The 25,877-nt window shown below is 44.5% G+C and carries 19 protein-coding genes; 16 read left to right on the top strand and 3 right to left on the bottom strand.

What is annotated here, in order from left to right:
* Window positions 1–9 precede the first annotated feature (9 nt).
* From ABZD21_RS02460 to ABZD21_RS02385, 16 genes are all read left to right on the top strand, one after another.
* Complete coding sequence (locus ABZD21_RS02460) at window positions 10–951, top strand: D-ribose ABC transporter substrate-binding protein (RefSeq protein WP_372772643.1); 942 nt, start codon at window positions 10–12, stop codon at window positions 949–951.
* 6 nt (window positions 952–957) lie between these two features.
* Window positions 958–1,593, top strand: a complete 636-nt coding sequence (locus ABZD21_RS02455) for a DUF2291 family protein (RefSeq protein WP_372772642.1) — start codon at window positions 958–960, stop codon at window positions 1,591–1,593.
* A complete protein-coding gene (locus tag ABZD21_RS02450; RefSeq protein WP_372772640.1) occupies window positions 1,577–3,112 on the top strand; it encodes a sugar ABC transporter ATP-binding protein in 1,536 nt (511 codons plus the stop codon). Before ABZD21_RS02455 ends, ABZD21_RS02450 begins: the two co-directional genes overlap by 17 nt.
* Window positions 3,113–3,123: 11 nt before the next feature.
* Entirely contained in the window at window positions 3,124–4,098 is a 975-nt protein-coding gene (locus ABZD21_RS02445; protein ID WP_372772638.1) for an ABC transporter permease, read from the top strand.
* Window positions 4,099–4,185: 87 nt separating this feature from the next.
* Window positions 4,186–4,770, top strand: a complete 585-nt coding sequence (locus ABZD21_RS02440; RefSeq protein WP_372772636.1) for an RNA polymerase sigma-70 factor — start codon at window positions 4,186–4,188, stop codon at window positions 4,768–4,770.
* A 63-nt stretch (window positions 4,771–4,833) separates the two neighbouring features.
* The gene (locus ABZD21_RS02435) at window positions 4,834–5,814 is read left to right on the top strand and encodes a FecR family protein (RefSeq protein ID WP_372772635.1); all 981 of its coding nucleotides are present in this window, start codon (window positions 4,834–4,836) and stop codon (window positions 5,812–5,814) included.
* 153 nt (window positions 5,815–5,967) lie between these two features.
* Window positions 5,968–9,363: a TonB-dependent receptor gene (locus tag ABZD21_RS02430; protein ID WP_372772633.1), complete on the top strand. Its 3,396-nt coding sequence runs from the start codon at window positions 5,968–5,970 to the stop codon at window positions 9,361–9,363.
* 19 nt (window positions 9,364–9,382) lie between these two features.
* Window positions 9,383–11,122 (top strand): RagB/SusD family nutrient uptake outer membrane protein, encoded by a 1,740-nt coding sequence (locus ABZD21_RS02425; RefSeq protein ID WP_372772631.1) that lies wholly within the window; start codon window positions 9,383–9,385, stop codon window positions 11,120–11,122.
* A 168-nt stretch (window positions 11,123–11,290) separates the two neighbouring features.
* On the top strand, window positions 11,291–12,763 hold the full coding sequence (locus tag ABZD21_RS02420; RefSeq protein WP_372772629.1) for a nucleoside hydrolase-like domain-containing protein: 1,473 nt from the start codon (window positions 11,291–11,293) through the stop codon (window positions 12,761–12,763).
* A gap of 109 nt (window positions 12,764–12,872) precedes the next feature.
* The gene (gene pelA / locus ABZD21_RS02415; RefSeq protein WP_372772627.1) at window positions 12,873–15,599 is read left to right on the top strand and encodes a pectate lyase; all 2,727 of its coding nucleotides are present in this window, start codon (window positions 12,873–12,875) and stop codon (window positions 15,597–15,599) included.
* Window positions 15,600–15,629: 30 nt separating this feature from the next.
* On the top strand, window positions 15,630–15,752 hold the full coding sequence (locus ABZD21_RS02410; protein WP_372772694.1) for a hypothetical protein: 123 nt from the start codon (window positions 15,630–15,632) through the stop codon (window positions 15,750–15,752).
* Window positions 15,753–15,781: 29 nt separating this feature from the next.
* Complete coding sequence (locus ABZD21_RS02405) at window positions 15,782–17,179, top strand: glycoside hydrolase family 140 protein (RefSeq protein ID WP_372772626.1); 1,398 nt, start codon at window positions 15,782–15,784, stop codon at window positions 17,177–17,179.
* 35 nt (window positions 17,180–17,214) lie between these two features.
* Window positions 17,215–18,630: a glycoside hydrolase family 105 protein gene (locus ABZD21_RS02400; protein ID WP_372772625.1), complete on the top strand. Its 1,416-nt coding sequence runs from the start codon at window positions 17,215–17,217 to the stop codon at window positions 18,628–18,630.
* Window positions 18,631–18,655: 25 nt separating this feature from the next.
* Window positions 18,656–20,059 carry a polysaccharide lyase family 1 protein gene (locus tag ABZD21_RS02395; RefSeq protein WP_372772623.1) on the top strand — a complete coding sequence of 468 codons (1,404 nt, stop codon included), beginning with the start codon at window positions 18,656–18,658 and terminating at the stop codon, window positions 20,057–20,059.
* A gap of 18 nt (window positions 20,060–20,077) precedes the next feature.
* The gene (locus ABZD21_RS02390; protein WP_372772622.1) at window positions 20,078–21,526 is read left to right on the top strand and encodes a nucleoside hydrolase-like domain-containing protein; all 1,449 of its coding nucleotides are present in this window, start codon (window positions 20,078–20,080) and stop codon (window positions 21,524–21,526) included.
* Between the two features lie 8 nt (window positions 21,527–21,534).
* Window positions 21,535–22,848, top strand: coding sequence for a DUF1593 domain-containing protein (locus tag ABZD21_RS02385; RefSeq protein ID WP_372772620.1), 1,314 nt, complete (start codon window positions 21,535–21,537; stop codon window positions 22,846–22,848).
* Between the two features lie 92 nt (window positions 22,849–22,940).
* Here the strand turns inward: ABZD21_RS02385 and ABZD21_RS02380 are convergent, their stop codons facing one another.
* From ABZD21_RS02380 to ABZD21_RS02370, 3 genes are read right to left on the bottom strand one after another with little or no spacing between them, the layout of a single operon-like run.
* Entirely contained in the window at window positions 22,941–23,633 is a 693-nt protein-coding gene (locus ABZD21_RS02380) for a vitamin B12 dependent-methionine synthase activation domain-containing protein (RefSeq protein ID WP_372772619.1), read from the bottom strand.
* Window positions 23,630–24,529 (bottom strand): GTP-binding protein, encoded by a 900-nt coding sequence (locus ABZD21_RS02375; RefSeq protein WP_372772618.1) that lies wholly within the window; start codon window positions 24,527–24,529, stop codon window positions 23,630–23,632. Before ABZD21_RS02375 ends, ABZD21_RS02380 begins: the two co-directional genes overlap by 4 nt.
* Window positions 24,526–25,875 carry a uroporphyrinogen decarboxylase family protein gene (locus ABZD21_RS02370; RefSeq protein WP_372772616.1) on the bottom strand — a complete coding sequence of 450 codons (1,350 nt, stop codon included), beginning with the start codon at window positions 25,873–25,875 and terminating at the stop codon, window positions 24,526–24,528. The genes ABZD21_RS02375 and ABZD21_RS02370 overlap by 4 nt, the downstream gene beginning before the upstream one ends.
* Window positions 25,876–25,877: the final 2 nt, after the last annotated feature.

Genomic DNA, 25,877 nt, shown 5'->3' with positions numbered 1-25,877 from the left:
AAAATTCTTATGAGCAGAAATCAAATCTTATCTTTTATAATCTTCCTGTCACTTTTTGCAGTGACTGAAAGTTGTAACCGCGCACCGGTCGGCCAGCCGAAGAAAATGGCAGTCGTGATTTCAACGCTAAACAACCCTTGGTTTGTTGTTTTGGGCGAATCAGCAGCTGCACGGGCCCGCGAACTGGGTTACGAAGCACAGGTATTCGACTCGCAGAACAATTCGGCCAAGGAAGCCGAGCACTTCGACAATATCATCGCGATGGGATACAATGCCATTCTCTTTAATCCCACCGATGCCGATGGTTCTGTTTTAAATGTCAAACGAGCAAAAGCGGCCGGCATCCCGACTTTCTGCATGGACCGCGAAATCAACTCACGCGATGCAGCAGCTTCGCAATTGCTGTCCGACAGTTTTACCGGCTGCGTCAAGCTCGGCGAATACTTTGTAAAGCAGATGAATCAGCAAGGCAATTATGTTGAAATTTTAGGTTTGGTGGGCGACAACAATACCTGGAACCGCTCCAACGGGTTTCACAGTGTCGTGGATGAATTTCCCGGGCTGAAAATGGTTGCTCAGCAAAGTGCCGACTTCGACCGCAACAAGGCGATGGATGTGATGGAAACAATCATGCAGGCTCAGCCTGATATTGATGCGGTTTTTTGCGGAAACGACGCCATGGCATTAGGCGCTTACCAGGCGGTTTTAGCTGCCGGGAAAGCAGATCAAATCAAAGTTTTTGGCTTCGATGGTTCCAACGACGCCATTAAGGCCATCGCCGATGGGAAATTGGCAGCAACGGTGATGCAATTCCCGGTTCTGATGGCAAAAAAGTCAGCCGAATTAGCGGATCAGTATCTAAACGGACAAACCGATATCCACCACAAAATGCCGGTTGAAGTAGAATTGGTTACCGCCGACAATGTTTCGAAATACCAACCTGAAAATTGAACTGATATGAAAAATAAAATAGTGAACTACTCACTGGTGGCAGCGTCAGTTCTCGCAGTTGTTTATTTTTCGCTGAACATCGAAAACCTTCAGGAATATCAATTCAGAACGAAGACATCTGCTTTTAATGCGACGGAATATGCCAATCAATTTTGGACCGAAAGTCTCCCTGCCAGCATCGCCGATGCTCCCGACGCATCCCTTTTGATGACACAATTAAATCAAAATCCGGAGCAAGCTTTTCAACGATACGGAAAGAAGCTGGGCATTTCGAAAACAGCCTACTTCGGTATAAAGGGCAACGGAATAATTAGTTCTGTTCAGGAAGAATACATTGCCGTAGTTTGCAATCGGGACACCATTAAAATTGCGACAGAATTCATTTTTGGAAACGCTGTTCGCGATGGCTCCGGACAAGTTGATATTGATCAGTTCGTCAATATGACCGATTTTAACAATGTGTCGGTGGCCATCAACAAATTGGTGAAAGAGAAAGTCATTACACGGTTGAAGCAATCGGCAGCCACAGGAAAACAAATCGATTTTGCCGGATTTGCTGAATTACGAGAGGATGAAAACATCCCTGAAGCATTAAGTATCGTTCCGGTTAAAGCAATAATTTCCGATGGAAAAACAGAATAACAATCAGGCACCGGTACTGGAGATCAAAAATGTTTCCAAGGACTTTTCGGGAGTTTATGCCCTTCGGGATGTTAACCTTGAAATTTATCCGGGCGAGGTAACCGCTATCATTGGTGAAAACGGAGCAGGCAAATCGACACTCATGAAAATCGTTTCGGGTGTTTATCCCGACTACGAGGGCGATGTGCTTCTGAATGGTGAGAAAGTAAACTATAAAAACCCAAAAGAGGCCGGCCAGCAAGGTGTAGTCATCATCCACCAGGAACTGAACCTCATCCCCTATCTCAGCATCACCGAAAACCTGTTCCTTGGTAACGAGAAGACCAACCGGTTCGGCATGCTGGATTACCCGGCCATGCACAAAAAGGCGAAAGAGCTTTTAAATCGACTTCATTTGGATGTTCATCCATCAGCGCCATTAAATCAGCTTCGGGTTGGTCAGCAGCAGTTGGTCGAAATCGCTAAAGCGCTGCTGCTCGAGTCAAAAGTTTTGATTATGGATGAACCGACTTCAGCCATCAGTGATCATGAGGTTGAATTGCTGTTCAAAATCATCAGCGAACTCCGATCCCGAGGGGTGGCCATTGTTTACATTTCGCACAAACTCAAAGAACTCTTCGAGATCGCTGATCGCTACGCCGTGCTGCGCGACGGAAGAAGTATGGGATCGGGGCGAATGCAGGGAACGACGAAAGATCAGCTCATCCGGCTCATGGTTGGACGAGACCTGAGAGACAGCTTTCAAAAGACAAATGCTGCAAGAGACAAGGAAATCTTGCGCGTTGAAAATTTGAATTTCCGCAATCCTGAAAACAAAAATGATTTCCTGGTCCGGGATGTCAATTTCACCTTAAAAGAAGGAGAAGTTCTCGGCATTTGCGGACTAATGGGCGCCGGACGCACGGAAGTACTGGAAGCTATTTTCGGACTTTATCCACAACACGTTTCCGGTCAGATCATTATCGAAGGAAAAGTGCAAAAAATCCGCAACGTGGATGATGCGATTGCCGCAGGTATTGCCCTTGTTCCTGAAGACCGTAAACTTCAGGGTCTGGTGCTGAATATGAGTGTGGCGAAAAATACCAGCATGGCCAGTTTGAAGCAGCTATCGAAATTTAACTTCATCGATCATAAAAAGGAAGCCGAACTCAGCGAACTTTTTATCCGAAAACTGAACACCAAAGTTTCATCACCGAAAATGGCAGTAGAAAAGCTGAGCGGCGGAAACCAGCAAAAAGTGGTGATCGCCAAATGGCTGGCTACCAATCCGAAGGTCTTGCTGCTGGATGAGCCAACCCGGGGAATCGATGTTGGAGCAAAAAGTGAGATTTACAAATTGATCAGCGAGTTGGCTGCCCAGGGGATGGGGATCATTTTTGTTTCTTCCGAATTGCCCGAGATACTCGCCATCTCCGACAACATCCTGGTTTTATCCGAATCAAAATTGACCGCAAAACTTAGCCGGGAAGAAGCTTCCGAAGAGATTATCATGAAAGCTGCTCTGGCAGAAAAAGAATAAATCAAGAACCTATGAATACAACAGAACTAAAACATAAGCTAATTAAATTCCAATCCATCATTGCTTTGCTGGTGATGTGTGTCGCTTTAAGTATTTTATCCGACCGTTTTCTAAGTGCGGAGAACAGCTGGAACGTCATGCGCCAGATTTCCGTCAACATGGTGATTTCGGTGGGAATGACACTGGTGATTCTGACCGGAGGCATTGATCTTTCGGTTGGGTCCATACTGGCACTTGCCGGAGCAGTAACAGCAGGCATGCTGAAATTTGGCGCCGAATTTACCGATGCTAATCTCTTCATCGGATTCACCTTGCTTGGCGCGTTGCTTGGAGGTACTCTTGTAGGAACATTGCTTGGCTGGTTCAACGGATTTACAATCACCCGGTTTAAGGTACCGCCTTTTGTTGCAACGCTTGCCATGCTAACCATTGCCCGGGGTTTCACCATGCTGTTAACTGGCGGCTTTCCAATCACCGGACTTGGCGACAACATGGCTTTTATCGGTACTGGTTGGTTTTTGGGCATTCCAATGCCGGTATGGATTTCAGCTTTTATCGTTCTGGCAGCAGTTATTCTAACCAACAAAACCACACTGGGTCGTCATATATATGCAATCGGAGGCAACGAAACCGCAGCCAAACTTTCCGGTCTTAAAATCAAGAAAATTAAAATCATCGTTTATTCTATTGCAGGTGCATTGGCCGGAATTGGCGGAATTTTAGTCACTTCGAGGCTCGACTCAGCTCAACCCAATGCCGGTTTCGGTTTTGAACTCGACTCTATTGCCGCAGTTGTTATTGGAGGTACGTCACTCTCCGGTGGTAAAGGAACCATCATGGGAACCGTACAGGGTGCATTGATTATTGGTGTGCTGAATAACGGTTTGGTCCTGCTCAACGTATCTCCGTTCTGGCAACAAGTCATCAAAGGATTTGTGATTCTGCTGGCAGTAGTGATTGAAAAATTTAATGCGAAAGAAGAATAACCTATTCTGACGATCTAAATACGAAACAAGATTGAAGTAGAGTTTCTTATCATTTTCGTTCTATCGTCAGGACCAATGCAACAAAGGATGCAAAACTCAACAGATTTGGCTGTAATTTTAAGAGATATGGCAAACGATGACAAACGTGCCTTCGATTGCCTCTATCACTTATACTATTCAAAGCTATATTTCTATTCCAAAATGTTCTTGAAAACAACGGAAGGCATTGAGGATATCCTGCAAGAAGTATTTGTCAAAGTATGGATGAATCGTCGTAACATCAAAAACATAGGCACCTACAACGCATTCCTTTATACTGTTACAAAAAACACCCTCCTAAATGACATGCGATCGCGACTAAAGTCAGAGCAATTCATGGAGAACCACTTCTCTAATTCTGTTAGCACTGAGTTCGTGACACAACACGAAATTGAATATCGTGATTTTAATGAGAAAGTGAATGAATTCATTTTTCAACTACCGGAAAAGAGACGCCGAATCTATCTGATGAGCAGGGAGGAAGGAAAAACAAATCCTGAAATTGCAGCAGAACTGAGCATTTCTGTCAAGACCGTTGAAGACCATATGACCCATGCTCTTAAGTTCTTAAAAAAGAGAATACCAAGTCTTGGACTGGAACTCTGGATCTTTTTTCAAATAATTTTTCGCTAATTTTTCTTTCGGGCAGGGGTAAACGACCGACTTGGTGTATTAACATATAGTAGATTGAATGAAATGGAAAAAATATTTGTAAAATATTTGAATGGCACCTGTACTCCTGACGAGTACCTTCTTATCGTAGAAATTCTCCGAAATTCGAAAAATAGCATGGTTCTAAATGACCTGATGAGAGAAAGCTGGGATACTTTAAAGCCTCAGGTTGATGCACCCTCGAATACCGATTTATTGGGGAGGATTCATCGACAAATTGCCCTGAGTGAGAACAAGCAACCAGCAAAAACCATACGGTTGTACAAGATAAGCTTGCGCCTTGCTGCAGTACTCATCATTGGATTATTTACAACATTGGCATTTTTCTACAATTCATTATATCTATCTGCAGGTTCTGAACTGACCAACCATTTTTCCTCCCCTGCCGGAGCAAAAGCAAACATTGAATTGCCTGACGGCTCCAACGTGTGGTTAAATTCGGAAAGCGAGATCGCATTTTCCGCAAATTTTAATAATAACAGAAAGGTTGAACTGAAGGGCGAAGCCTATTTCGACGTCAAAAAGAACGCTAGTACATTCATCGTAAATACAACATACGGAGACATCCATGTATTCGGTACTGAATTCAATGTAAAAGCTTACCCGAATGAAAACTTTATCACTACGCTAGAACAAGGCTCGCTGGAAGTAAACACCAAATCAGGAAAAAAGACTTTAAAACCCGGCGAACAGGCTTTTCTAAATGTAAAGAATCAATTACAGGTTCAGGCTGTTGAAGTTGGCGAATTTGTTTCGTGGAAAGACGGCAAGCTCATTTTTGTGCGAAAGCCGCTGGTCGAAGTGGTAAAAATGCTGGAACGCTGGTACAATGTAAAAATTGAATTGGATTTAAAAGAAACCAAGAATTTATGGTTTACAGGAACAATTGAGATGGAAACAATTTCAGAGGTACTTGGAATAATCGAAATAACCTTGCCGATTGAATATACATACGACAAAAAAACACGAATTATTAAAATAAAAGTTAAAAAACACAATGCATAACTAAAAAAACGAAGGGACAGAGGTTAGCGCTTCCGTCCTTTCTTAAAATCTGATTTAACGATTGCAATTTATTAAACTAAACATTAAAGAGGTATGAAAAAAAAACGGGTTAAATGTGGCCTGTGGTCACAGGATCATCAATTTTTAAGAAAGATGAGACTAACTATTTTACTGCTTTTTGTAGGCGTTATTAGCGGGTTGGCAAATGAAACCTATTCTCAATCTGCTAAACTAAACTTGGTTATCAATAACGCAAGTGTTGAAAACATCCTCAAATCGATCGAGGAACAAAGTGAATTTCGCTTTTTTTACAATGAGAATATTGACGTTGACCGGAAACTCAGTCTTCATTTTGAGCAGAAATCTATCGAAGAAATATTGGATGCAGTCTTTGATAATACCGATGTAAATTACAGTGTTAACGGGCGAATTATTGCACTTGCCACAGAGAAAATCTCTTCTGAGGTGTTAAATTCCTTGGTCGGGCAGCAAAAACCCATCACAGGGAAAGTTACCGACAGTAACAACGTGCCAATACCTGGAGTAACGATTGTTGTAAAAGGAACCGCCACCGGCACGATTACCGATGGAGATGGTAACTATAGAATCAATGCGAAAAATGGAGACGTTTTGGTTTTTTCTTTCATTGGGATGAAATCAAACGAAGCAAAAGTTACAGCCCAAGAAGTCGTCAATGTCAAGTTGGAAGAAGAAACAATCGGCCTAGAAGAGGTTGTGGCTGTTGGTTATGGCTCTGTTAAAAAGAAAGACTTGACAGGTTCTGTAGGCACAGTCGACGCAGAAGCTTTGGTCGCCCGCGGTGCTACTGGAGTTCTGGAATCCATGCAGGGATCAATTGCAGGTGTGAACATCTCGCGAACTTCTGCGAGACCTGGTGCTGCCTTTGATATCCAAATTCGAGGGTTGAATAGTTTTGAATCAAGTGTTTCACCTCTCTATGTAGTTGATGGAATTGTATCCGATAATATTAATTTTCTGAATCCTTCAGACATCATTAAAATCGACATCTTAAAGGATGCTTCCTCAACTGCGATTTACGGTTCGCGAGGTTCAAACGGTGTTGTACTGGTAACGACAAAAAATGCCAACGACGTTAAAGAAGGAAAGGCTATTGTATCATACACTGGTTCTGTTGGGATAAAAACTTCAGCTCGTTTGCCCAAGCAATACACGGGAAGAGACTGGTTTGATTACCGTTCACATGCTTATTTGCAATATGCCCCGGATGCTGGAGACAACGGAATGGAGGACTGGAAGATTGTTCTTTCAGGTATTTATATGGCTAACCCTGAAGCAGCCCGCAGAGCCTACGATCAAGAAAATACCGACTGGCTGGGTGAGATTTTACAGCATGGCATGCAGAATAATCACTATCTGAACGTAGCAGGTAATTCAGGTAAAATGAGTTTCAATATGGGAATCGGATATCAGGATGAAGAAGGTATCTACATCAAAGAAAACCTGAAGAGATACAACATGAAACTTAGTTTGAATTACAAAATTTCAGAAAAGGTGGAAGTCGGTGCTACTGCCAATATGAGCCAGTCGAACATTGAGTCTGGAAACTCAAAGGCCTATCAGCAGACAACCCGGATGTCGCCAATTTTTAAAATATACGATGAGGCAGGTGATTTATTGATCCAGCCCGGTTTGGTCGCAAACATGGGAGGAGTGGGTAACAACTTCACCGGAAATACCAATCCCGTCTGGGAAATTGAAAATGGAAGTGATAATCAAAGGCGACATGATATTTTAGCAGCCGCTTTTATTCAGTTAAAACCAATTAAGGATGTAACTATCAAGTCCGTCATCCAACCGAGGTTTACCCGAAACAGAGAAGCTTCATATACAGAAATGTCAACCAGTGCGTCCCAACGTGCAGCTGAATCGAGCAACGTTGAGACATTTGATTATACCTGGGATAATATCCTGAATTACGATAAAAGCTACAACCAGCACAACTTTAAGTTAACTGGTATCCATAGCGTCTTCTCATCACGAGTGGAATCGTTGGAGGTGAGTGTAAACACCTTGCCCTACAACTCTGAATGGTACAATTTATTCTCCGGCACATTAGATTTGAACAACAGCTCCTCTGGCTATTCGGAAGTGAAGATGTTGTCCTATTTGGGACGTCTGAATTACGACTATGCAGGAAAATACTATTTAACAACATCGCTGCGGTACGATGGCTCTTCAAAATTGGCCGACAAATGGGCCACCTTCTCGTCATTCGCTCTTGCATGGCGACTATCAGAAGAAAGTTTCCTGAAAGCCAACTTTTTGTCGAACTTAAAGCTCAGATACAGCTACGGACAATCTGGAAATAATAATATTAGTGCTTATACAACTTTCCTAGGGCCAGAGTATACCAGTTCAATTTATTACAACTATGGCGATACTGGGGTTAGTGGATTTACTCCCGGAGTGCCTGTAAATACAAAGCTCACCTGGGAGAAAACGAATGAAAACAACCTTGGGGTAGATTTCGGATTCTTCGGTGAACGAATCAGTGGTACAGTGGAAGTCTACAACCGATTGTCAGAAGGATTGTTAATGGACAGAAAACTGGCGATAGAATCAGGTGTATCGGAAATGACAGACAATATTGGTTCTGCTAGAAACAGAGGGATTGAAGTATCATTAAACACCGTAAATATTCAAACAAGAGACTTTAGATGGAGCACCTCTTTCACCTTTGCAAAAAACAAAAACGAAATCGTGTCGCTATACGGCAGAAAGGAAGACGTTGTTGGGGAAAATCGATTTATCGGGGAGCCGATTAACGTAATCTACGACTATCAGTTTAACGGTGTATTTTCAACCCCGGAGGCACAAGCAGCTGCGGGAAATCAGCTTTTTTCAAATTACAATCCTAACCCGGGACATGCAAAGGTCGTTGATACGAGTGGAGATGGAGCAATTACAACCGATGATAAAATCATTCTTGGTACGCCCGATCCTAAATGGATCGGAGGTTTTACAACATCTGTGCAGTACAAAAACTTTGATCTCAATTTAAGCTTGATCGCCAATACTGGTCGGTTTGTTCGAGACCAGTTTGCGGCCAATGCCATTAGTCGTAATTCCAGAAGTCAAATGATGTGGGCCGATCCAGAGGACTATTATTACCCACAGGATGCCCCAAGGCCGGATTGGGATAACCCAATCACAGATACAAACGGAAACATTACAGGTATTGGATTCAGTCCTGCTCCCGAGGAAAACACTGACGCAAAATATCCGGCATACGGTAGCTACCAAGGTCCTTATTATTCGGCAGAAGCAATGAATTACAGAAAAGTGTCTTTCGTTAAAATAAAAAATATTTCGCTTGGCTATAATTTAAGCAAGGACGTAATCTCCAAGATTGGTTTGAGCAAGGCCAGATTATACCTCAATGTGCTTGATCCAGTTGTTTTCAGCAACTATGTTGGATGGGATCCAGAATACACCACTACTTCAGCTGTAAACGGTAATGGTCCTTCATCAATTACATGCCAATTTGGTGTTAATGTGGAGTTTTAAATCTTAAAAATTAGTTAAAATGAAAAAGATAGTTATTTATATATTCTTTATTTTTTCCTATTTAAATTTTACCGGCTGCTCCAATTTTCTGGAAGAGGATAATAAAGGAGGAATTGAAAATGATGAGTTTTACAGTACTACAACAGGCTACCAAACGCTTATAACTTCAACCTATTCCGTGTTGCGGGAGCTATACAAGGAAACACCTATTTTGGAATTAGACGGTACTGACTTGTATTTAAAAGGATACGGAGTCAGTTCAAACTATGCCGACTACAATTTTGAAGCTAATGCCGATGAGTGTGAAAGCCTGTATGAACGGTGCTATAAAGGTATACAGTATGCCAATGCAGGACTGTATTACATCGATCTACCAGACATGAGCGATGGAGATAAAATAGTTGCACAGGCCGAATTAAGATTCCTGAGAGCTTTTTACCATTTTCTGATACTCGAGCAAATGGGTGGAATTGTTATCAATACTGAATTTACCGATGTTGTTCGACTGAATATGCCCCGCTCTAGCCTTCAGGACTCTTACGATTTCATAATTTCAGAAATGGAAGCGGTTCTACCTGATTTGAAAACAGCAGCGCTAGCATTATCCGGGCAAGTTAACCAAGATGTTGCCAACCACTATTTGGCTAAAGTTTATTTAACAAAAGGATGGGATATTGGTTCGGATGCTGATTTTACAAAAGCAATTACTTACGCAGATGCCGTTATTGCCAGCAAAGGCGGTATACAGCTTTCGTTTGCCGATGTATGGGACCCGACGAATGAAAACAACCAGGAAGTAATTTTTTCAGTTCAGTTTAGCAGTATATCTGGTGCTATCGCTGACCCTAATACTGACGGAAACAACCAGTGTACTCTTTATGCAACCTACAGCGGAGGAAGCTCAGGAACCACTATTCTTCGGAAACAAACATCCCAAGGGTATTTACCGACACATGCTGTATACATGAATCTTACACCAAATGACGCCAGGTATCAAACGACCTTTATGCCTTTCCTGTTAAATAATTATTATAACTACTATACTGAGTCTACTTGGGCTAACGAGAGTGTAAGAATGTATTTCCCCAGAGTTTATTCCGACAATGTAAACTTCACTTCGGCTGACACCGCAGCGTGGGAGGCTGAACTTGCCGCCCAAGGGCTAACTCCGGCCAGCAACATCTACATATACCCAATTACTAACAACGAGACTCATTATCTGGAGCAGGTTTATGGCCAGGTAGCTGGTGTCAGCAATAAAGACGAACGCTTACCAGTAGTTCGTAAATTTGATGATCTTGAGAATACATCGGGTACAGTAGTCTATCGAACAGCCAGTATGCGAGATATTGTTTTGGCGAGACTAGCCGAAACCTACTTCCTGAAAGCTGAAGCTCTGATTGCCCTTGGATCATATGATGATGCTGCCAATGTTGTTCAGATTGTAATTAACCGGCCCGGAAATAAGGTTGATGCTGCTGGAGCAAATCTTCCAAACCAACTGATTGGTCAAACCACTGAGCAAGGTGCCCTCGAAGCCTATTTGATTGAATCTGGCCTTGAACAATTTGGTGAGTTTAACGGCAGATGGCAGTTGCTTAGACGTACAGGAATGCTGCGGTACATGTTACAAAAGTATAACACAGACTACAACGGAACTGTTAATATCGATGCAAAATATGATTGGAGACCAATACCAGAAGATGCAATCATTCTAAATGATGGATTAACAGAAGCAGATCAAAACCCCGGATATTAATAATAATTCTTTAAATAAAGAAAGAGGGACACCCAATGTTACGGGGTGTCCCTCTTCAACAAATAAAAACCAACCGACTAACTCAAATAAATCTACTCTTAACATCAGTGAGACGATTATACTTCAGTGCGATAAGCAGACTTGGAAAAATAACATAGAGTAACTGCCATGAAAACAAATTTTTACACTTTTTTAATTGGATTAGTTTGGACAGTCCTTTGTTTTAACCAAACATTAGCAGGCCCTCCGGAACACACAAAAAAAATTCGAGTAATCGTCACCTCTGATGGTGAAATTGACGATGAGTGTTCGATGGTCAGGTTTTTATTGTATGCCAATGAATGGGACATCGAAGGGATAATTACTTCCAGTTCGCAATACCACTGGCATGGACATAAATGGGCTGGCGACAATTGGATTGATCCGTATTTAGCCGCTTATGCCGAAGTTTACCCGAACCTGACCAAACACAGCAAGCACTATCCTACTCCCGAATACCTAAAATCGGTAACCTTACTTGGAAACGTCAAAACCGAAGGCGAAATGGATTCTATTACTCCGGGATCACAGCACATTGTGAAAGTACTATTGGACGAGACTGACAACAGGCCTGTTATGATTCAGGCCTGGGGAGGTACAAACACCATCGCCCGTGCACTGAAAACCATCGAAGAAGAACATCCGGAAAAGATGGCTGAAGTGGCTAATAAGATGCGTTTCTTTTTTATCTGGGAACAGGATTCAACCTATCAGGCATACATCCGTCCACATTGGGGTAAATTCAATATCCCGACCATCATCTGCGATCAGTTTTGGGCTTTGGCTTACCAATGGGATAAGATTATGCCTGCCGATAAAATCGATTATTTTAGAAGCGAGTGGATGAAATCGCATATTTTGGAAGATCACGGTCCGCTTTGCGCCCTGTATGAAGCGTATAAAGGGGGGAATGATAAGGAAGGTTTTAAAGCCGGAGATGCAAAATCCCAAGGCGATTTCCGCTCGGAAGGCGACTCCCCTGCTTTCATTTATACCATCCCAACGGGACTGCGGAGTATGGAATCTCCTGACTATGGAGGCTGGGGCGGCCGATATGCAAAAGTCCGAGAAAACACCTGGCTCGATCCCGTTCCGGAAGCGAATTACAGTTATCCCGAAGGAAGATGGTACACCGAAACCGCCTGGGGACGAAGCTATATGCGCAAGCAATATCCCGAAAATACCGATCTGATGAATACTTACTTCAAACCAATTACCCGCTGGGCCGATGCTTTGCAAAACGATTTTGCCGCGCGTGCCGACTGGTGTGTAAATTCCTTTGAAGATGCCAACCATCCACCAATTGTAAGCCTGACAAATGCTCTGGATATTACTGAAATGCCGGGCAGTAAAATTCAATTGAGCGCAAAAGGCACTTCCGATCCTGATGGCAATGAACTGAGCTATACCTGGTGGCAGTATCAGGAAGTTGACACATATTTAGGCCAAATAGTAATTGTAAATGCTGAGATGCAGGATGCTTCTTTAGTTATTCCTGAAGATGCAAAATCCGGCGACACCATCCATGTTGTTTGTCAGGTAAGCGACAATGGATTGCCTCAGTTGACCAGATATCAGCGGGTGCTTATCACAGTAAAATAGTACTAAAATCAGATAAGCGGCATTACGGCGGCATTTTGGCTCTCTATAATGTTTCAAAGAAATTTAGCACCCCAGGATTAGTCTTAAGTGATAATTAATTCTAAATATTATGCATAATTACTTTTATAAAATTGCCATTCTGTTAATTGTTTTATTAAATTCTGAAATAGGTTTTACCCAGAGCGTGAAACTAACCGAAGTGCAATGGCACGGCGTTGGATGTTTCAAAATTGAAATGTCCATGGGAACTGTTTATTTCGAGAAGGATAATGGTGTTTCAGGGTTTAAAAGTTTTGTCGATCCGGAAGGAAACGACTGGATTGCTTCCTACCTTGAACCCGGTCCACATGGCGACTACCGAGGTTTCCCAAACAGCGTTGGCAATTTTGGACATGCGGGACGAAACAGCAATTCAACTACCAAAATCGTTGATGGAATAACAGAAGGCGATTTTGTGGTTCTTGAATCGACAAATGGTATCTTCACTTTTCAGTATTGGTTTTTTACCGACCGGGTTGCCATTAAAGTTTTAAAATCAGAAGGTGAATACAATTTTTTACTTGAGTGTGTTCCTGGCGGAACTTCTGATGCAGCTGATTTTTTCGTAACTGCCGATGGTAAAAAACACATTCCTACAGAGGATGGGGAGTTTGACGATTTTACTCCTGAATGGTTTTATATTGGCGACCCCAAAGCTAAAAATGTGCTTTTTATGGCCAAAACTCCGGAAGATGATGCGCCAAATGAAAACCACCGTCAGATTCTGAAAGATAATGTTCACAATATGGATCTTTACAGTTTCGGACGAACGGGAAAAGAGCACAAATACAAGATATATGGCATGAGTGGCAACGAACATGTATGCATAATCGGCTTTACTCCGACTGATCAGACTCACAATCAGATTGCAGGCATGATAGAAAGTTTTATGGAAAAACCTTTCATTTCAGGTGTAAAACCAATAAAACGATGGGGTACCGATGTGTTAAATCACCCCAAATCATGGTATTCGTCAAAAGAAGCCATAGCCATAGCCAATAATGTAATACAGTACCAATCTGGATATGGTGGCTGGCCGAAAAGCACCGACCTTGCCCGTACGCCTTTAACAGCCGGTGATATTCCTCCGGATGGTAGAGGCCGTGCCAACAGTATCGATAATGAAGCAACCACACTGCCGATGGAATTTTTAGCACGGGTTATTACTGCCACCGGCGATAAAAAGTTTCGGGCAGCTTTCGATCGCGGACTCGATTATCTCTTTGCTGCCCAATACCCAAATGGTGGCTGGCCTCAGTTTTGGCCATTGCGGGGTGACGCATACTACTCACGCGTTACCTTTAACGACGATGCGATGATGCGAGTTATGCGACTTTTGCGTGGGGTTGCTGATTCCGGTGAAAACTTTAGGTTTGTTGATACTAAACGACGTGAAAAAGCCAAAGCATCAGTAAATTCAGGAATCGATTTTATTTTAAAGTCGCAAATCAGGCAAAATGATAATCTTACTGCATGGTGTGCACAATATGATGAGAAAACGCTGGAGCCGGCATGGGCCAGAGCTTACGAACCACCATCAATTTCAGGCGATGAAACGGTAGGTATCGTTAGTTTCCTGATGGGGCTGGAAAATCCAACTACTGAAGTAATCGGAGCGGTTGAAGGTGCAGTTGCATGGTTGAATGCTGTTGCCATAAAAGGTATTCGGCTGGATAATGTGCTAAATACCGATGGCCGGACGGAAAGGGTTCTTGTAGCCGATCCTGATGCACCGCTTCTTTGGGCACGCTTTTACGAACTTGGAACCAATCGCCCGCTGTATCTCGACAGGGATTCGAAGTTTCGTTACAATTACTCCGAAGTGGGTTATGAACGCCGCAGCGGATACAACTATCATGGCGATTGGGCAACTTCGTTGCTTGAGGAGGAATACCCCAAATGGCATTTTAAACATTTGAAATCAGTTCCGGTAATTGTTGAAGCTGAGAATGGAACGTTTTCAGGAATTATTGACCGCCACAGTTGCTGGCACAATGTGATGCTCACCGATGCGCCTCATTCCACCCATTCAGGAAGAGGAGTCGTAGATACGAAAAATGAAATTGGCAGTTTTGTAGAAGTAAATTACGAAGCAGAATGGACGGGTTTGCACCGGATTACCGTTCGTTATACGCACATCAAATCCGACCCGCGACCGGGTGAATTATTAATTAATGGTACTTCGGTTGCGACACTTACAATGCAACAAACAGATGCTCTGCCTGCATGGAAAACCGAATCTATTGAAGTGAATTTGCAGACAGGTAAGAACGTTATTCGCCTTCAGGCACTAAATGAAGGTGGTTTGCCTAATATGGATTACATTAAAATCGCTGAAATTCGCGATATACCAACAGGCTCACTTCCTCGAACACAGGTACTCGAAGTGGAGGATGGAAATTTCACCGGAAAAGAAGACCACCACAGTTGCTGGGACTTTATTGCACAGCAAAAAGGGTCACATTCGGGTTTTACAGGCGAAGGTTATGTCGATACTGATAACGAAAAAGGTAGTTTTATCGAGGTGAAATATCATGCCCCAGAGGAAGGGCTTTACCAGCTTGGAGTACGCTATGTTCATGGAAAACCGGATATCAGACCGGCAGAATTAAAAATTAACAACGAAACAGTTGCAACTTCACTTAATTTTTCACCTACAGGTGCCTGGACAGCGTGGACAACGACAACTACTAAGGTTAAACTGAAAGCTGGGCAAAATGTAATCAGGCTAATAGCCATTGAGGTACAAGGATTGGTAAATATTGATCATTTTACCGTAACTCCCGTTGATAATTAAATTGTTAGTTGACAGTATTTAATAATTTAGATTCCAACATCTCGCTGGGTTGATGCTGAAAAAGGTAGTTATATCCACACTATTTGTGAGGTGAAAGACTCCGGATTTCCCACGCTTACAAGGTATGCCCGTGTTATAGTGAAGGTTGAATAAGAAGTAATATTTTCATTAAAAGAAAAACTATGGATAAAAAAATTTTAGGATTAGCCGTTTTGATAATTCTGATTTTCGCGGGTGGATGTCTGCAAAACTCTGGCTCTGATATGCAAGAAAAACTTGTCGTATCACCCAACGGCCGTTTTATTCAGTACAATGATGGCAGACCTTTTTTCTGGCTGGGCGATACTGGCTGGCTGCTGTTAAAAAAACTTAGCCGCGAAGAGGCAGAGCTCTATCTCGAAAACCGCAGGCAAAACGGATTCAATATAGTACAGATAATGGTAATTCACGATTTGAAAGAACCTGTTAACTACTATGGCGATTCGGCTGTTGTTAACAGAGATATTTCGCTCCCGCTCGAAACTTCGGGAATTGATTTTGAAGAACCAAACGCCTACGATTACTGGGATCATTTGGATTACGTGGTTCAAATCGCCAATGAAAAAGGCCTTTATATTGCCATGGTGCCCATCTGGGGGTCTAATGTTACAGAAGGCGATATCTCCGTTGAACAGGCAACCGCTTACGGATCCTGGCTGGGGAACCGTTACAAAAATTCGAAAAACATCATCTGGCTGAATGGCGGAGACAAGCGTGGCGACAGTAAGCAGGAGGTGTGGCTGGCTCTTGGAAATTCAATCAACAACGCCGATCCGAACCACCTGATTACATTTCATCCGTTCGGAAGAACACAATCATCAACCTGGTTTCACAACGCAGACTGGCTTGATTTTAATATGTTCCAGTCGGGCCACCGGCGATACGATCAGGACGATTCTGAAAAAGCTTTCGGACAGGACAATTACAAATATGTTCGCGAAGACTACCTCTTGACACCTGTAAAACCGACCATTGATGGAGAACCTTCTTACGAGTTGATTCCGCAGGGACTACACGACACGCTACAGCCAAAATGGAATGAAAATGACATGCGCAGATATGCTTACTGGTCGGTGATTGAAGGCGCTTTTGGCCATACCTACGGCCATAATTCGGTGATGCAGTTTCTTAAGGAAGGCGAAGCCCCCGGAGCATATGGTGCTAGACTCCCTTGGCAACCAGCACTTATGGCAGACGGAGCTGTTCAGATGAAATTTCTGAAAGAACTGATTTTATCGAGGCCTTTTTTTGAACGCGTGCCCAATTCAAAATTGGTTGAAAAGAGGCAGGGTATGTATTACGATTTCCTGGCAGCAACCAGCGGCAATAAATACGCTTTTGTGTATACATACAATGGCAGAAACTTTACCGTTCAAATGGGAATGCTGGAAGGAGAAAAAGTGAAGGCAGGCTGGTTTGATCCTCGAACCGGCGAAACAACAACGATTGGAGAATTTGCCAACGAAGATGAAGTTCTCTTTGATCCGCCCGGCGAAAAAAGTGAGGGCAACGATTGGGTACTTGTGCTTGATGCTTTTTAGATGGAAAACATAAATTATTAAAGAAAAAAAATACAATGAAGAATTTAAAATTGAAACAACCCTTAAATACAACGACTCGTTTGATGTACCAAATTGGTTTGATTCTAATTCTTGTAGCCGGAATCAATAAACCATTGCTTGCTCAGGAAGATGCACCGGGTCGTGTTCCGGAATATGAAATTCCATACGTCCTGCCCACACCCGAAGGCGTGAAAGATGTTTTAAACAGGGTAAAAATGTACTATGAATCAACCAGCCCGCAAACCATTGTTGATTCCCAAACCGGTAAAAAAATTACCGATTTCACCACATTCAACCCGAATGCTGTGCCATCGCCCGGTTTTTCGGGCGAATATTCGTACACACACGGAGTTGTTCTTTCAGCGTTCGACTATATCAGCAAAGTGACAGGCGACCAAGCCTTCGTCGGCGACAACGTCAAGTTCTTCGATTATGTCGTTCAGAACCTACCCTATTTTCAGCAAAATGCCGACAAAATCAACAGTGAAAAGATTGGCAGCTGGGGTCGGATTTTGGATTTCGAGGCGTTGGACGATTGCGGCTCAATTGGCGCTTCATTGATTAAAACCTATTTAAAAACGAAAAATGACAGCTATCTGAATTTGATCAACCGGACAGCAGAACACATTTCACATAACCAGTTTCGTTTGGAAGACGGAACCCTGGCTAGAAACCGGCCGCAATACGAGTCGGTCTGGGCCGACGATATGTATATGAGTGTTCCATTTCTAATCAATATGGGTGTTCTGACCGGTGACAACAAGTATTTTGATGATGCGGTCAAACAGGTGCTTCAAATGGCCGGGAGGCTTTACATTCCTGAAATGGAATTGTTTGATCATGGCTGGAATGTAACTTCGGGCGACTACGACCCGCGCTTTTACTGGGGACGTGCCAATGGCTGGACTTTAATGTCGATGGCCGAAGTATTGAGTATTTTGCCTGAAAATTACGAGGGCCGGGATGAAATTCTACACATATACCGGTCGATGGTGCGCAGCCTGGCCAACTTGCAGGATGGCGATGGGTTCTGGCATAATCTGCTGGATAAGAACGACAGCTACACCGAGACATCGTGTACTGCCATGTTTACTTATGCCATTGCCAAAGGCATAAACGAAGGATGGATTAGCCACGTGTACGGCCCCGTTGCCGTTACGGGCTGGAATGCCACCCGGTCGCGGGTGCTTGCAAACGGAGCGGTTGACGGAACCTGCGAAGGCACAACTTTCGCACACGACAACACTTACTACTATCATCGGGGCAAAAGCATCTATGCGACGCACGGTTATGGCCCCGTACTTTATGCCGGCGCCGAAATGATTCGACTGTTGCAAAATGACAAAATTGAAATAATTGAAACTAATTTTGGTGCGATCAACAGTACTTTTCACTTTCTGCTAAAAAGTGAGTGGCCAGCAAAAGAGTAGATTTTTACCATCTAAATTAATCATTATGAACAAGTACCTTAGTAATCCTATAATCCTCGTCATTTTATTTCTCGTCCCTTTATTTGGTTTTAGCCAGCAACTGGCATTCCCAACCGCCGAAGGTTACGGGAAATATACTGTTGGAGGACGCGGTGGAACCGTTTATGAAGTTACCAATCTCAATGATTCAGGAGAAGGTAGCCTTCGTGCAGCTGTTGAAGCTGAGGGCCCAAGGACAGTTGTATTCCGCGTTTCAGGCACAATAAAACTGGATAGCAACCTGAGTATTAAAAATCCGAACATCACCATTGCCGGGCAAACTGCACCGGGAGATGGAATTACCCTGCGAGGTCGACCTCTTTTAATCGATGCTGACGAGGTTATTGTTCGTTATATTCGGGTTCGACTGGGAGATGAATCGGGAGACGAGACCGATGCAATAAGCAGCCGGTTCACTACAAATCTTATTTTAGATCACGTGTCTGCAAGCTGGAGTATCGATGAAACCATGTCGGTGTACCACGGTAAGAATTTGACCGTCCAGTGGTGTATAATTTCAGAAAGTCTTTACAAGTCCAACCATCACAAAGGCAACCACGGCTTTGGCGGTATCTGGGGATCTGACTACAGCACCTTTCATCACAATTTAATTGCCAGTCATTCCAATCGTAATCCCCGCTTTGCTTCAGGTTGTGGTAATGTTGATTACCGAAACAACGTGGTTTACAACTGGGGGTACGAGTCAACATATGGAGGAGAAGTTGTCCAGGTGGGTGCATCTGACAAATTTAACTCCGCTACCATCAACATGGTAGCAAACTACTACAAAGCCGGACCTGCCACGGAACCGGGTCAAATTGCTCACCGCATAGCAGCTCCCTGGTCTAGAAACAGGGCAGACGATTATGGCAAATGGTATATTTCAGGCAACATAGTCGAAGGAAACCCATGGGTGTCAGCAAATAACTGGCTGGGAGGCGTTCAGCCACAGGATGGCAGTGAATACCTGGAAGGCCTTAAACTGAATGTACCATGGCCGGCAATGGCAATCAATCAGCAAACTCCTGAAGACGCTTTTACTGCTGTTCTTAAAAACGCCGGAACTACATTGCCAAAACGCGACACAGTAGATCTTCGGACGATCGACGAAGTTCGAAATGGTTATGCAACTCACGAAGGGTCGACCTATGAAAAGGATCATAAAGTAGCTGATCCGTCGAAGAAGTGTGGTATTATTGATTCACAGAATGATGTGGGCGGATGGCCTGAACTAAAAAGCGCTCCTGCCCCGGATGACGCCGATCATGATGGTATGCCCGATGCTTGGGAAACAATGAATAAACTTAACCCCAACGATGCAGCAGACCGAAATAAAACTGGAGAAGACGGATACACGATGTTGGAGAAATACCTGAACAGCATTGATTAAAAATTTAAAGTTTGAACCATGCATAACCTATTGATTTCCTTATCGAAAAGAGCTTTGAGAAATTTGCTTTTGATCGCGCTTACATTGGTGTTTACATCAGCTTCCGGTCTTGATAAACCTCGGGTATTCGTGTTAACCGACATTGAAAACGAACCCGACGATGCCATGTCGATGGTTCGGTTTCTGGTTTATGCCAATCAGTATGATGTTGAAGGATTGGCAGCCACTACCTCTATTCACCAGAAAAACAGAGTGGCGCCCGAACGAATCCGGAAAATTGCCGAAGCTTATGGAAAAGTACGCGACAACCTGGAAAAACACGAACCCGGTTTTCCGACCGGTGAAACTATTCTTTCCAAAATTACCGAAGGACTTCCCCAATATGGTATGTTAGCCGTTGGCGAAGGGAAAGATTCTCCGGCATCAGAAGCGCTGATTCAGGCAGTTGACCAAACCGACCCACGTCCGCTATGGGTAACGGCCTGGGGCGGCCCCAATGTTTTGGCTCAGGCACTTTGGAAAGTACGGGAAAGCCGTTCTCCGGCTGAATTGAAAAAATTTGTATCCAAACTGCGGGTTTACACCATTTCCGACCAGGACGATAGCGGCCCCTGGATCCGCAAAGAATTCCCGGATCTGTTTTATATCGTGAGTCCGGGTTTTAATGCCGGAGGCGGATACCACCATGCCACCTGGAGCGGCATCAGCGGCGACTTCTTTCACGCCCGTTGCGACGGTGCCGATTTTACGTTGGTTTCCAACGAATGGCTCGAAAAGAACATTCGCCGGAAAGGTCCGCTTGGTGCTGAATACCCGGACTGGGAATTTTTAATGGAAGGCGATACACCCTCCTTTTTGAATCTGATCGGCAATGGCTTGAGTGACCCCGAACATCCCGATTGGGGCGGATGGGGCGGACGTTACGAATTGTACACACCACGCATGCAGAAATGGCACCTTTATCCTGAAATCCGGTCAATCTGGTCGGATGCCGACGATGAAGTTTTGGGCACTGATGGCCGCTGGCACGATGGCAACCACGAAACCATCTGGCGCTGGCGCGAAGCTTATCAAAACGACTTTGCAGCCCGGATGGACTGGACCATTCTGCCGGTTGAAAAAGCCAACCATCCTCCGGTTGTAAAAATTGAGGGAGAAAAACTCATCGAAGCTAGAAAAGGCGACCGCATAGAATTAAGCGCGGTCGGTTCGTCCGATCCCGATGGCGATGCTCTGTCGTACAATTGGTTTTGCTACGCCGAAGCCGGTACTTTCCCTGTATCAAGTGCCCGCAGCGGACAACCAATTGAAATTAGAAATTTTGATCAGCAAAAGGCTTGGTTTACGGTGCCAACTTCGCGGATAATGGAACCCGGGGTGGGAACAATACACCTAATTTTGGAAGTAACCGACCATGGAACCCCGCGATTAACCCGCTACAAGCGAATCATTGTCAACGTAAAATAATTTCAGACATGAGAACAACCAAGAAGCTCTTCATCGCCTTTAGCCTGCTGCTTTCGGGCATTTTTATCATCGAATCGTGCAGTTCACAAAAGGAAGCTAAAAGCACTCCGGAATCCCGCTACCGGATCATCGTTTCGTCTGATATTGGCGGAACCGATCCGGATGATTTTCAATCCATGATCCACCTGTTTTTATATGCCGACACCATCGATCTGGAGGGGATCATCTCCTCGCCATTCGGGCTGGGAGGTAAAAAGAATATTCTGGACGTCATTGATCAGTACGAGAAAGATTATCCGAATTTGGTCAGTTATTCCGGCAACTATCCTACGGCAGACTCCCTAAGCAGCATTAGCAAACAAGGAGCAACAGCAGTTGCAGATTACACCGGGGTTGGGAGTCCGACAGAAGGTTCTGAATGGATCATTACATGTGCCCGCCGCGAAGACCCGCGTCCACTTTATGTGTTGGTTTGGGGCGGTATTGAAGATTTGGCCCAGGCGCTGCACGATGCTCCCGATATTCTACCAAAACTGCGTGTGTATTACATTGGAGGTCCCAATAAAAAATGGACACCGGATGCTTATCAGTACATTGTCGATAGCTTTCCGAATCTCTGGATAATTGAGTCGAATGCCACCTATCGTGGCTGGTTTACCGGTGGCAATCAATCCGACGAGTGGAGCAACACCAGCTTCCCGGAGAAATATATTGCAGGCCGCGGCGCGATGGCCAATTTCTTCATGACCCAACTGGAAGGCACCATCAAAATGGGTGATACGCCATCGCTTGCCTGGTTACTAAATAGCCCCAATCCCGAAGATCCCACGCAGCCATGCTGGGGCGGACAATATGTTCGGGCCTGGGAACGTCCTTTTTACCTGTTCGACCGTATGCCGACCGAGAACGACAGCATTCAGGAATTTGCCATCATGGAACTGGCGCTGCCGATTAATGGTAAACTGCCCGAACAGCCCGAGGCATTTCTGAAAGTCGACAATCAAGCCCTGCGTGGTTATTTTGCACCCGACAACACGCTGCGTTTTCGCTATTCGCCGAAAGCAGATGGCCTGTTCAAATTTGAAATTGAGAGTAACGTGACCGAACTGAATGGTTCAACCGGAGTGGTTTCTGTATTTATACCCGCCCCCGAAATAGCGACACAAGTCTCCGACAAATATCCAAATTGGTGGACCGACATTCCATCTCCAGACTATATTGAAGGCAACCATATTGGCGCCAAAACAGTGAGCCGCTGGCGCGAGGAATTTCTACAAGATTTTGCCAGACGCATGGACAGGTGCCGGATTCCAAAAGAATAGGATACCATTCCATACTTATAGAAAAGCCTCTTGGATCGAATTTTTCGTGTTCATGAGGCTTTTCGCAAAAAAAAACCTCCGAATCACAGGACTCATTGATAATGCATTCCCCTGTAAAAACAATGCTCAAGCTGACAAAGATTACATTGATAATCGTGAAACTGCACCTGTTCTCCGATTCCAATCACCCCGCTGATTGATTTTACGGGATGCATCAAGGCTGAACCGGTGAGCCGGACGCCGGCAGTTTTTCCGTGGAATAAGGAAAAAAGCTTGTGCTGATCGGCCACATCCCAGTGGCAATAACCGGGACTGTACCGATTCGTTATTTTCAGCCCGTTATTGCCGGCTTCAATCCGAATTAGATCCTGCACGCGATCCCCAACAGACTCGGCAATGGCCGAACCCAAAACATTCAGCACATAACCATACACCGGATCGTCCGATTTCAACATGCGCTCCGATTCTTCACTAATAGTCTTCCCTGCGGTGCAGATAAACAGGCCGATCGACTCAGAATTCGCCAATTCCGAAGCGATGGTTTTCCCAACACGGAACTCCATCCCTTCTAGTTTCAGACTTCGTTTGTCAGCCGAAAAATGAACCGGGTCAATCAGGCAAAACGAACCGGCTATATCCGGAACAGCCAAAGCAAATTGCCGGGCTTCTTCCAGGTATTGCGGAAAAGGCTCGGGCATGTCCGACAACGGATAGCCCAATTCCCGGGCAATCATCTCGTAGTCGATCGTGAGTTCATCAAAGACAAAAGAAAGTTCGTGGATCATAACCGGCAGTGTTCGTCAAAGCTGACCTGTAAGTTAGTGTTTTTGTTGAAATTCCCGATGAGAACCAGCTCGGTCGAATCCTGCTGTTCTTCCAGTTCCGACAATTCAACCTGATCAAAAACAGTCTGCAAAAAAGCACGTTTCCCCGAAAAGAGTCTGACGTAACCTTTCGCCCGAATGCACTGACCATTCAATCCTTTTAAGAAGCCGATCAACGCTTCTTTTCGAATTGCACGCGAACTGCGTATCACCACCGACTCAACATCGGGACGACCTCCTGCCTGACTTTCTGCCGGAAAAAACCGGGGTTTACCTTTCAATCCATATTCGGGAATGTGTCCGTGATCAGCCTGAACAAACGTGGCAAAAGGATTTAATGTTCGAATTTCGGCCTTAATTTTTTCTACTGAGCCTTCATACAAATCCATTTTAGTGAGCACAACAATGTCGGCGCTGCGTATTTGGTGTTCGAGACGCAGGCGCAAAGCCGATGCCCTGTTGAAATGAAGCGCATCCACCAAACACCATACTTTGTCGAGGTAAATTTTCCCGCGTAGTTTTTGAGATTGAAAGACCTGCCCTACTCCCAACGTGTCCGACAATCCGGAGGCTTCCATCAGCAATAAATCAGGTTTTACAGTTTCGGCAAAAGCGCGAAGAGAATCGATGAACGATCCCAGCAAGCAAACACAAAAAACAGAACCAATATTCACCTCCAGCATTTCGTATTGAAAGTCATTTTTCAAGCTTTGCCCGTCCATATTGACCGGCGAAAATTCATTCTGAATAATGGCGACCTCCCCCAGTCCGCCTGCGGTTGCATGCAGGTATTGGCGAAGGAAGGTCGTTTTGCCGCTTCCCAGGAAACCAGTTATCAACTGCAAGGGAATGCTCATGCCTGCATTTCTTTCTCTATGACTTCGACAATGGCAGATTTTGGTGGTATCTGGCTAATGAAAGTGACTTTCCCGTTCACACAGGTGGTGGGTACATTTTGTACTCCCAGCGCCATCATCATCCGGATACCGTCGATATTTTTGATTTTGTGTTCAATCACTTCAACCTGTTCTCCAAAATCGGATGCTGCATGCTTTACCGCTTCAACCATGTACTGACAAGGCGCACACGAGGCCGAATCGAGGGTGATAATATCAACTACTACTTTTTCCGGTGTAAAATGACCATCGAGACTCATGGGTTCCAACGATCCGGCATGTTCCATTTCGCGGGTGGCTTGTCGGGCATATTCGCTGTACACCAATTCGGTCACGGCCTGCAGGTTTTGCACCGGTGTATCCATTGGCAGGTCGCACCCCGGAGCCAGAATAAACCCCTTCGTTCCGCCTAGATCCAAACAGCTTACAGCCTCTTTTTTCGAGTCCAGCTCATTGCCCAACAAAAGCACGCTGGTCAGTTTCAGGTTTCCGCCAAAGCTGATTCCTTTGGTCAGGGCAATTTCTTTTACAAAGTCGAGCGGAATATTTTCGTCGATGGAAATGTTATCCGGGCGGCAGTCGCACATCACTTCAATATTTTGCTGCGCATGTCCACACACAAAAAAGGAACTGTACCTCTGTTTGGAACGCACAAAGTCGAAAATTCGTGAAACGTAAGGACTCACGAAAGTCTCAAACGACATGGGATCGATTTGGCTGGTCATTGGATCAACCACTGCAATCACGTCGCAACCGGCATCGAGTAACATTTCGGAATACCGAATAGCCACATCCGTACAAAAGTCCATTAACTCGGCGACGTAGTCAGGGTCTTCAAACAACTTCATAAATATTTCGGTGCCCAGCAAATGCAGCGCCAAGGTGAAAGGCCCCGTAATCAGCCCGTAAACAGCCAGATCGGGATGAGCATTTTTCACGGCACGCGTAGCTTCAAGCACTACAGGGATGCGACCGTCAGTCAACTCCGGCAATTTTAATTTGCTGAGTTGAGTTCCCTCATGCAAGGGGTGAGAAACTACCGCCGGTGGATTTTCTTTGCTCCACACCAACTTACAGCCCAAAATTTCGGCTTCAACCTGCAGATCAAAAACTACGGGAATACCATCGGGTCGGTACAGTTCAATGGACTTTTCAATCCCTGCCTTCAGCAAACCGGCATCTTTCAGGTACGATTCAGCGTCGGCCCCAATCAGTCTTCCTCCATGAACGCCAACAAAAGGCACCCAAGGTGCTCGCTCCAACTCCTCGAGTCGGAAAGCTCGTTCCAATAAGTTCAGTCCTTTCATCT

Origin of the sequence: Mangrovibacterium sp., assembly GCF_041596335.1 — a bacterium.
Lineage (GTDB): Bacteria > Bacteroidota > Bacteroidia > Bacteroidales > Prolixibacteraceae > Mangrovibacterium.
This window is presented reverse-complemented; position numbering and strand designations above follow the sequence as displayed.

Bases quoted from the DNA above. Each gene is read 5' to 3' on its own strand.
- ABZD21_RS02460 (WP_372772643.1), top strand. From the start codon at position 10: ATGAGCAGAAATCAAATCTTATCTTTTATAATCTTCCTGTCACTTTTT.
- ABZD21_RS02455 (WP_372772642.1), top strand. From the start codon at position 958: ATGAAAAATAAAATAGTGAACTACTCACTGGTGGCAGCGTCAGTTCTC.
- ABZD21_RS02450 (WP_372772640.1), top strand. From the start codon at position 1,577: ATGGAAAAACAGAATAACAATCAGGCACCGGTACTGGAGATCAAAAAT.
- ABZD21_RS02445 (WP_372772638.1), top strand. From the start codon at position 3,124: ATGAATACAACAGAACTAAAACATAAGCTAATTAAATTCCAATCCATC.
- ABZD21_RS02440 (WP_372772636.1), top strand. From the start codon at position 4,186: ATGCAAAACTCAACAGATTTGGCTGTAATTTTAAGAGATATGGCAAAC.
- ABZD21_RS02435 (WP_372772635.1), top strand. From the start codon at position 4,834: ATGGAAAAAATATTTGTAAAATATTTGAATGGCACCTGTACTCCTGAC.
- ABZD21_RS02430 (WP_372772633.1), top strand. From the start codon at position 5,968: ATGAGACTAACTATTTTACTGCTTTTTGTAGGCGTTATTAGCGGGTTG.
- ABZD21_RS02425 (WP_372772631.1), top strand. From the start codon at position 9,383: ATGAAAAAGATAGTTATTTATATATTCTTTATTTTTTCCTATTTAAAT.
- ABZD21_RS02420 (WP_372772629.1), top strand. From the start codon at position 11,291: ATGAAAACAAATTTTTACACTTTTTTAATTGGATTAGTTTGGACAGTC.
- pelA (WP_372772627.1), top strand. From the start codon at position 12,873: ATGCATAATTACTTTTATAAAATTGCCATTCTGTTAATTGTTTTATTA.
- ABZD21_RS02405 (WP_372772626.1), top strand. From the start codon at position 15,782: ATGGATAAAAAAATTTTAGGATTAGCCGTTTTGATAATTCTGATTTTC.
- ABZD21_RS02400 (WP_372772625.1), top strand. From the start codon at position 17,215: ATGAAGAATTTAAAATTGAAACAACCCTTAAATACAACGACTCGTTTG.
- ABZD21_RS02395 (WP_372772623.1), top strand. From the start codon at position 18,656: ATGAACAAGTACCTTAGTAATCCTATAATCCTCGTCATTTTATTTCTC.
- ABZD21_RS02390 (WP_372772622.1), top strand. From the start codon at position 20,078: ATGCATAACCTATTGATTTCCTTATCGAAAAGAGCTTTGAGAAATTTG.
- ABZD21_RS02385 (WP_372772620.1), top strand. From the start codon at position 21,535: ATGAGAACAACCAAGAAGCTCTTCATCGCCTTTAGCCTGCTGCTTTCG.
- ABZD21_RS02380 (WP_372772619.1), bottom strand. From the start codon at position 23,633: ATGATCCACGAACTTTCTTTTGTCTTTGATGAACTCACGATCGACTAC.
- ABZD21_RS02375 (WP_372772618.1), bottom strand. From the start codon at position 24,529: ATGAGCATTCCCTTGCAGTTGATAACTGGTTTCCTGGGAAGCGGCAAA.
- ABZD21_RS02370 (WP_372772616.1), bottom strand. From the start codon at position 25,875: ATGAAAGGACTGAACTTATTGGAACGAGCTTTCCGACTCGAGGAGTTG.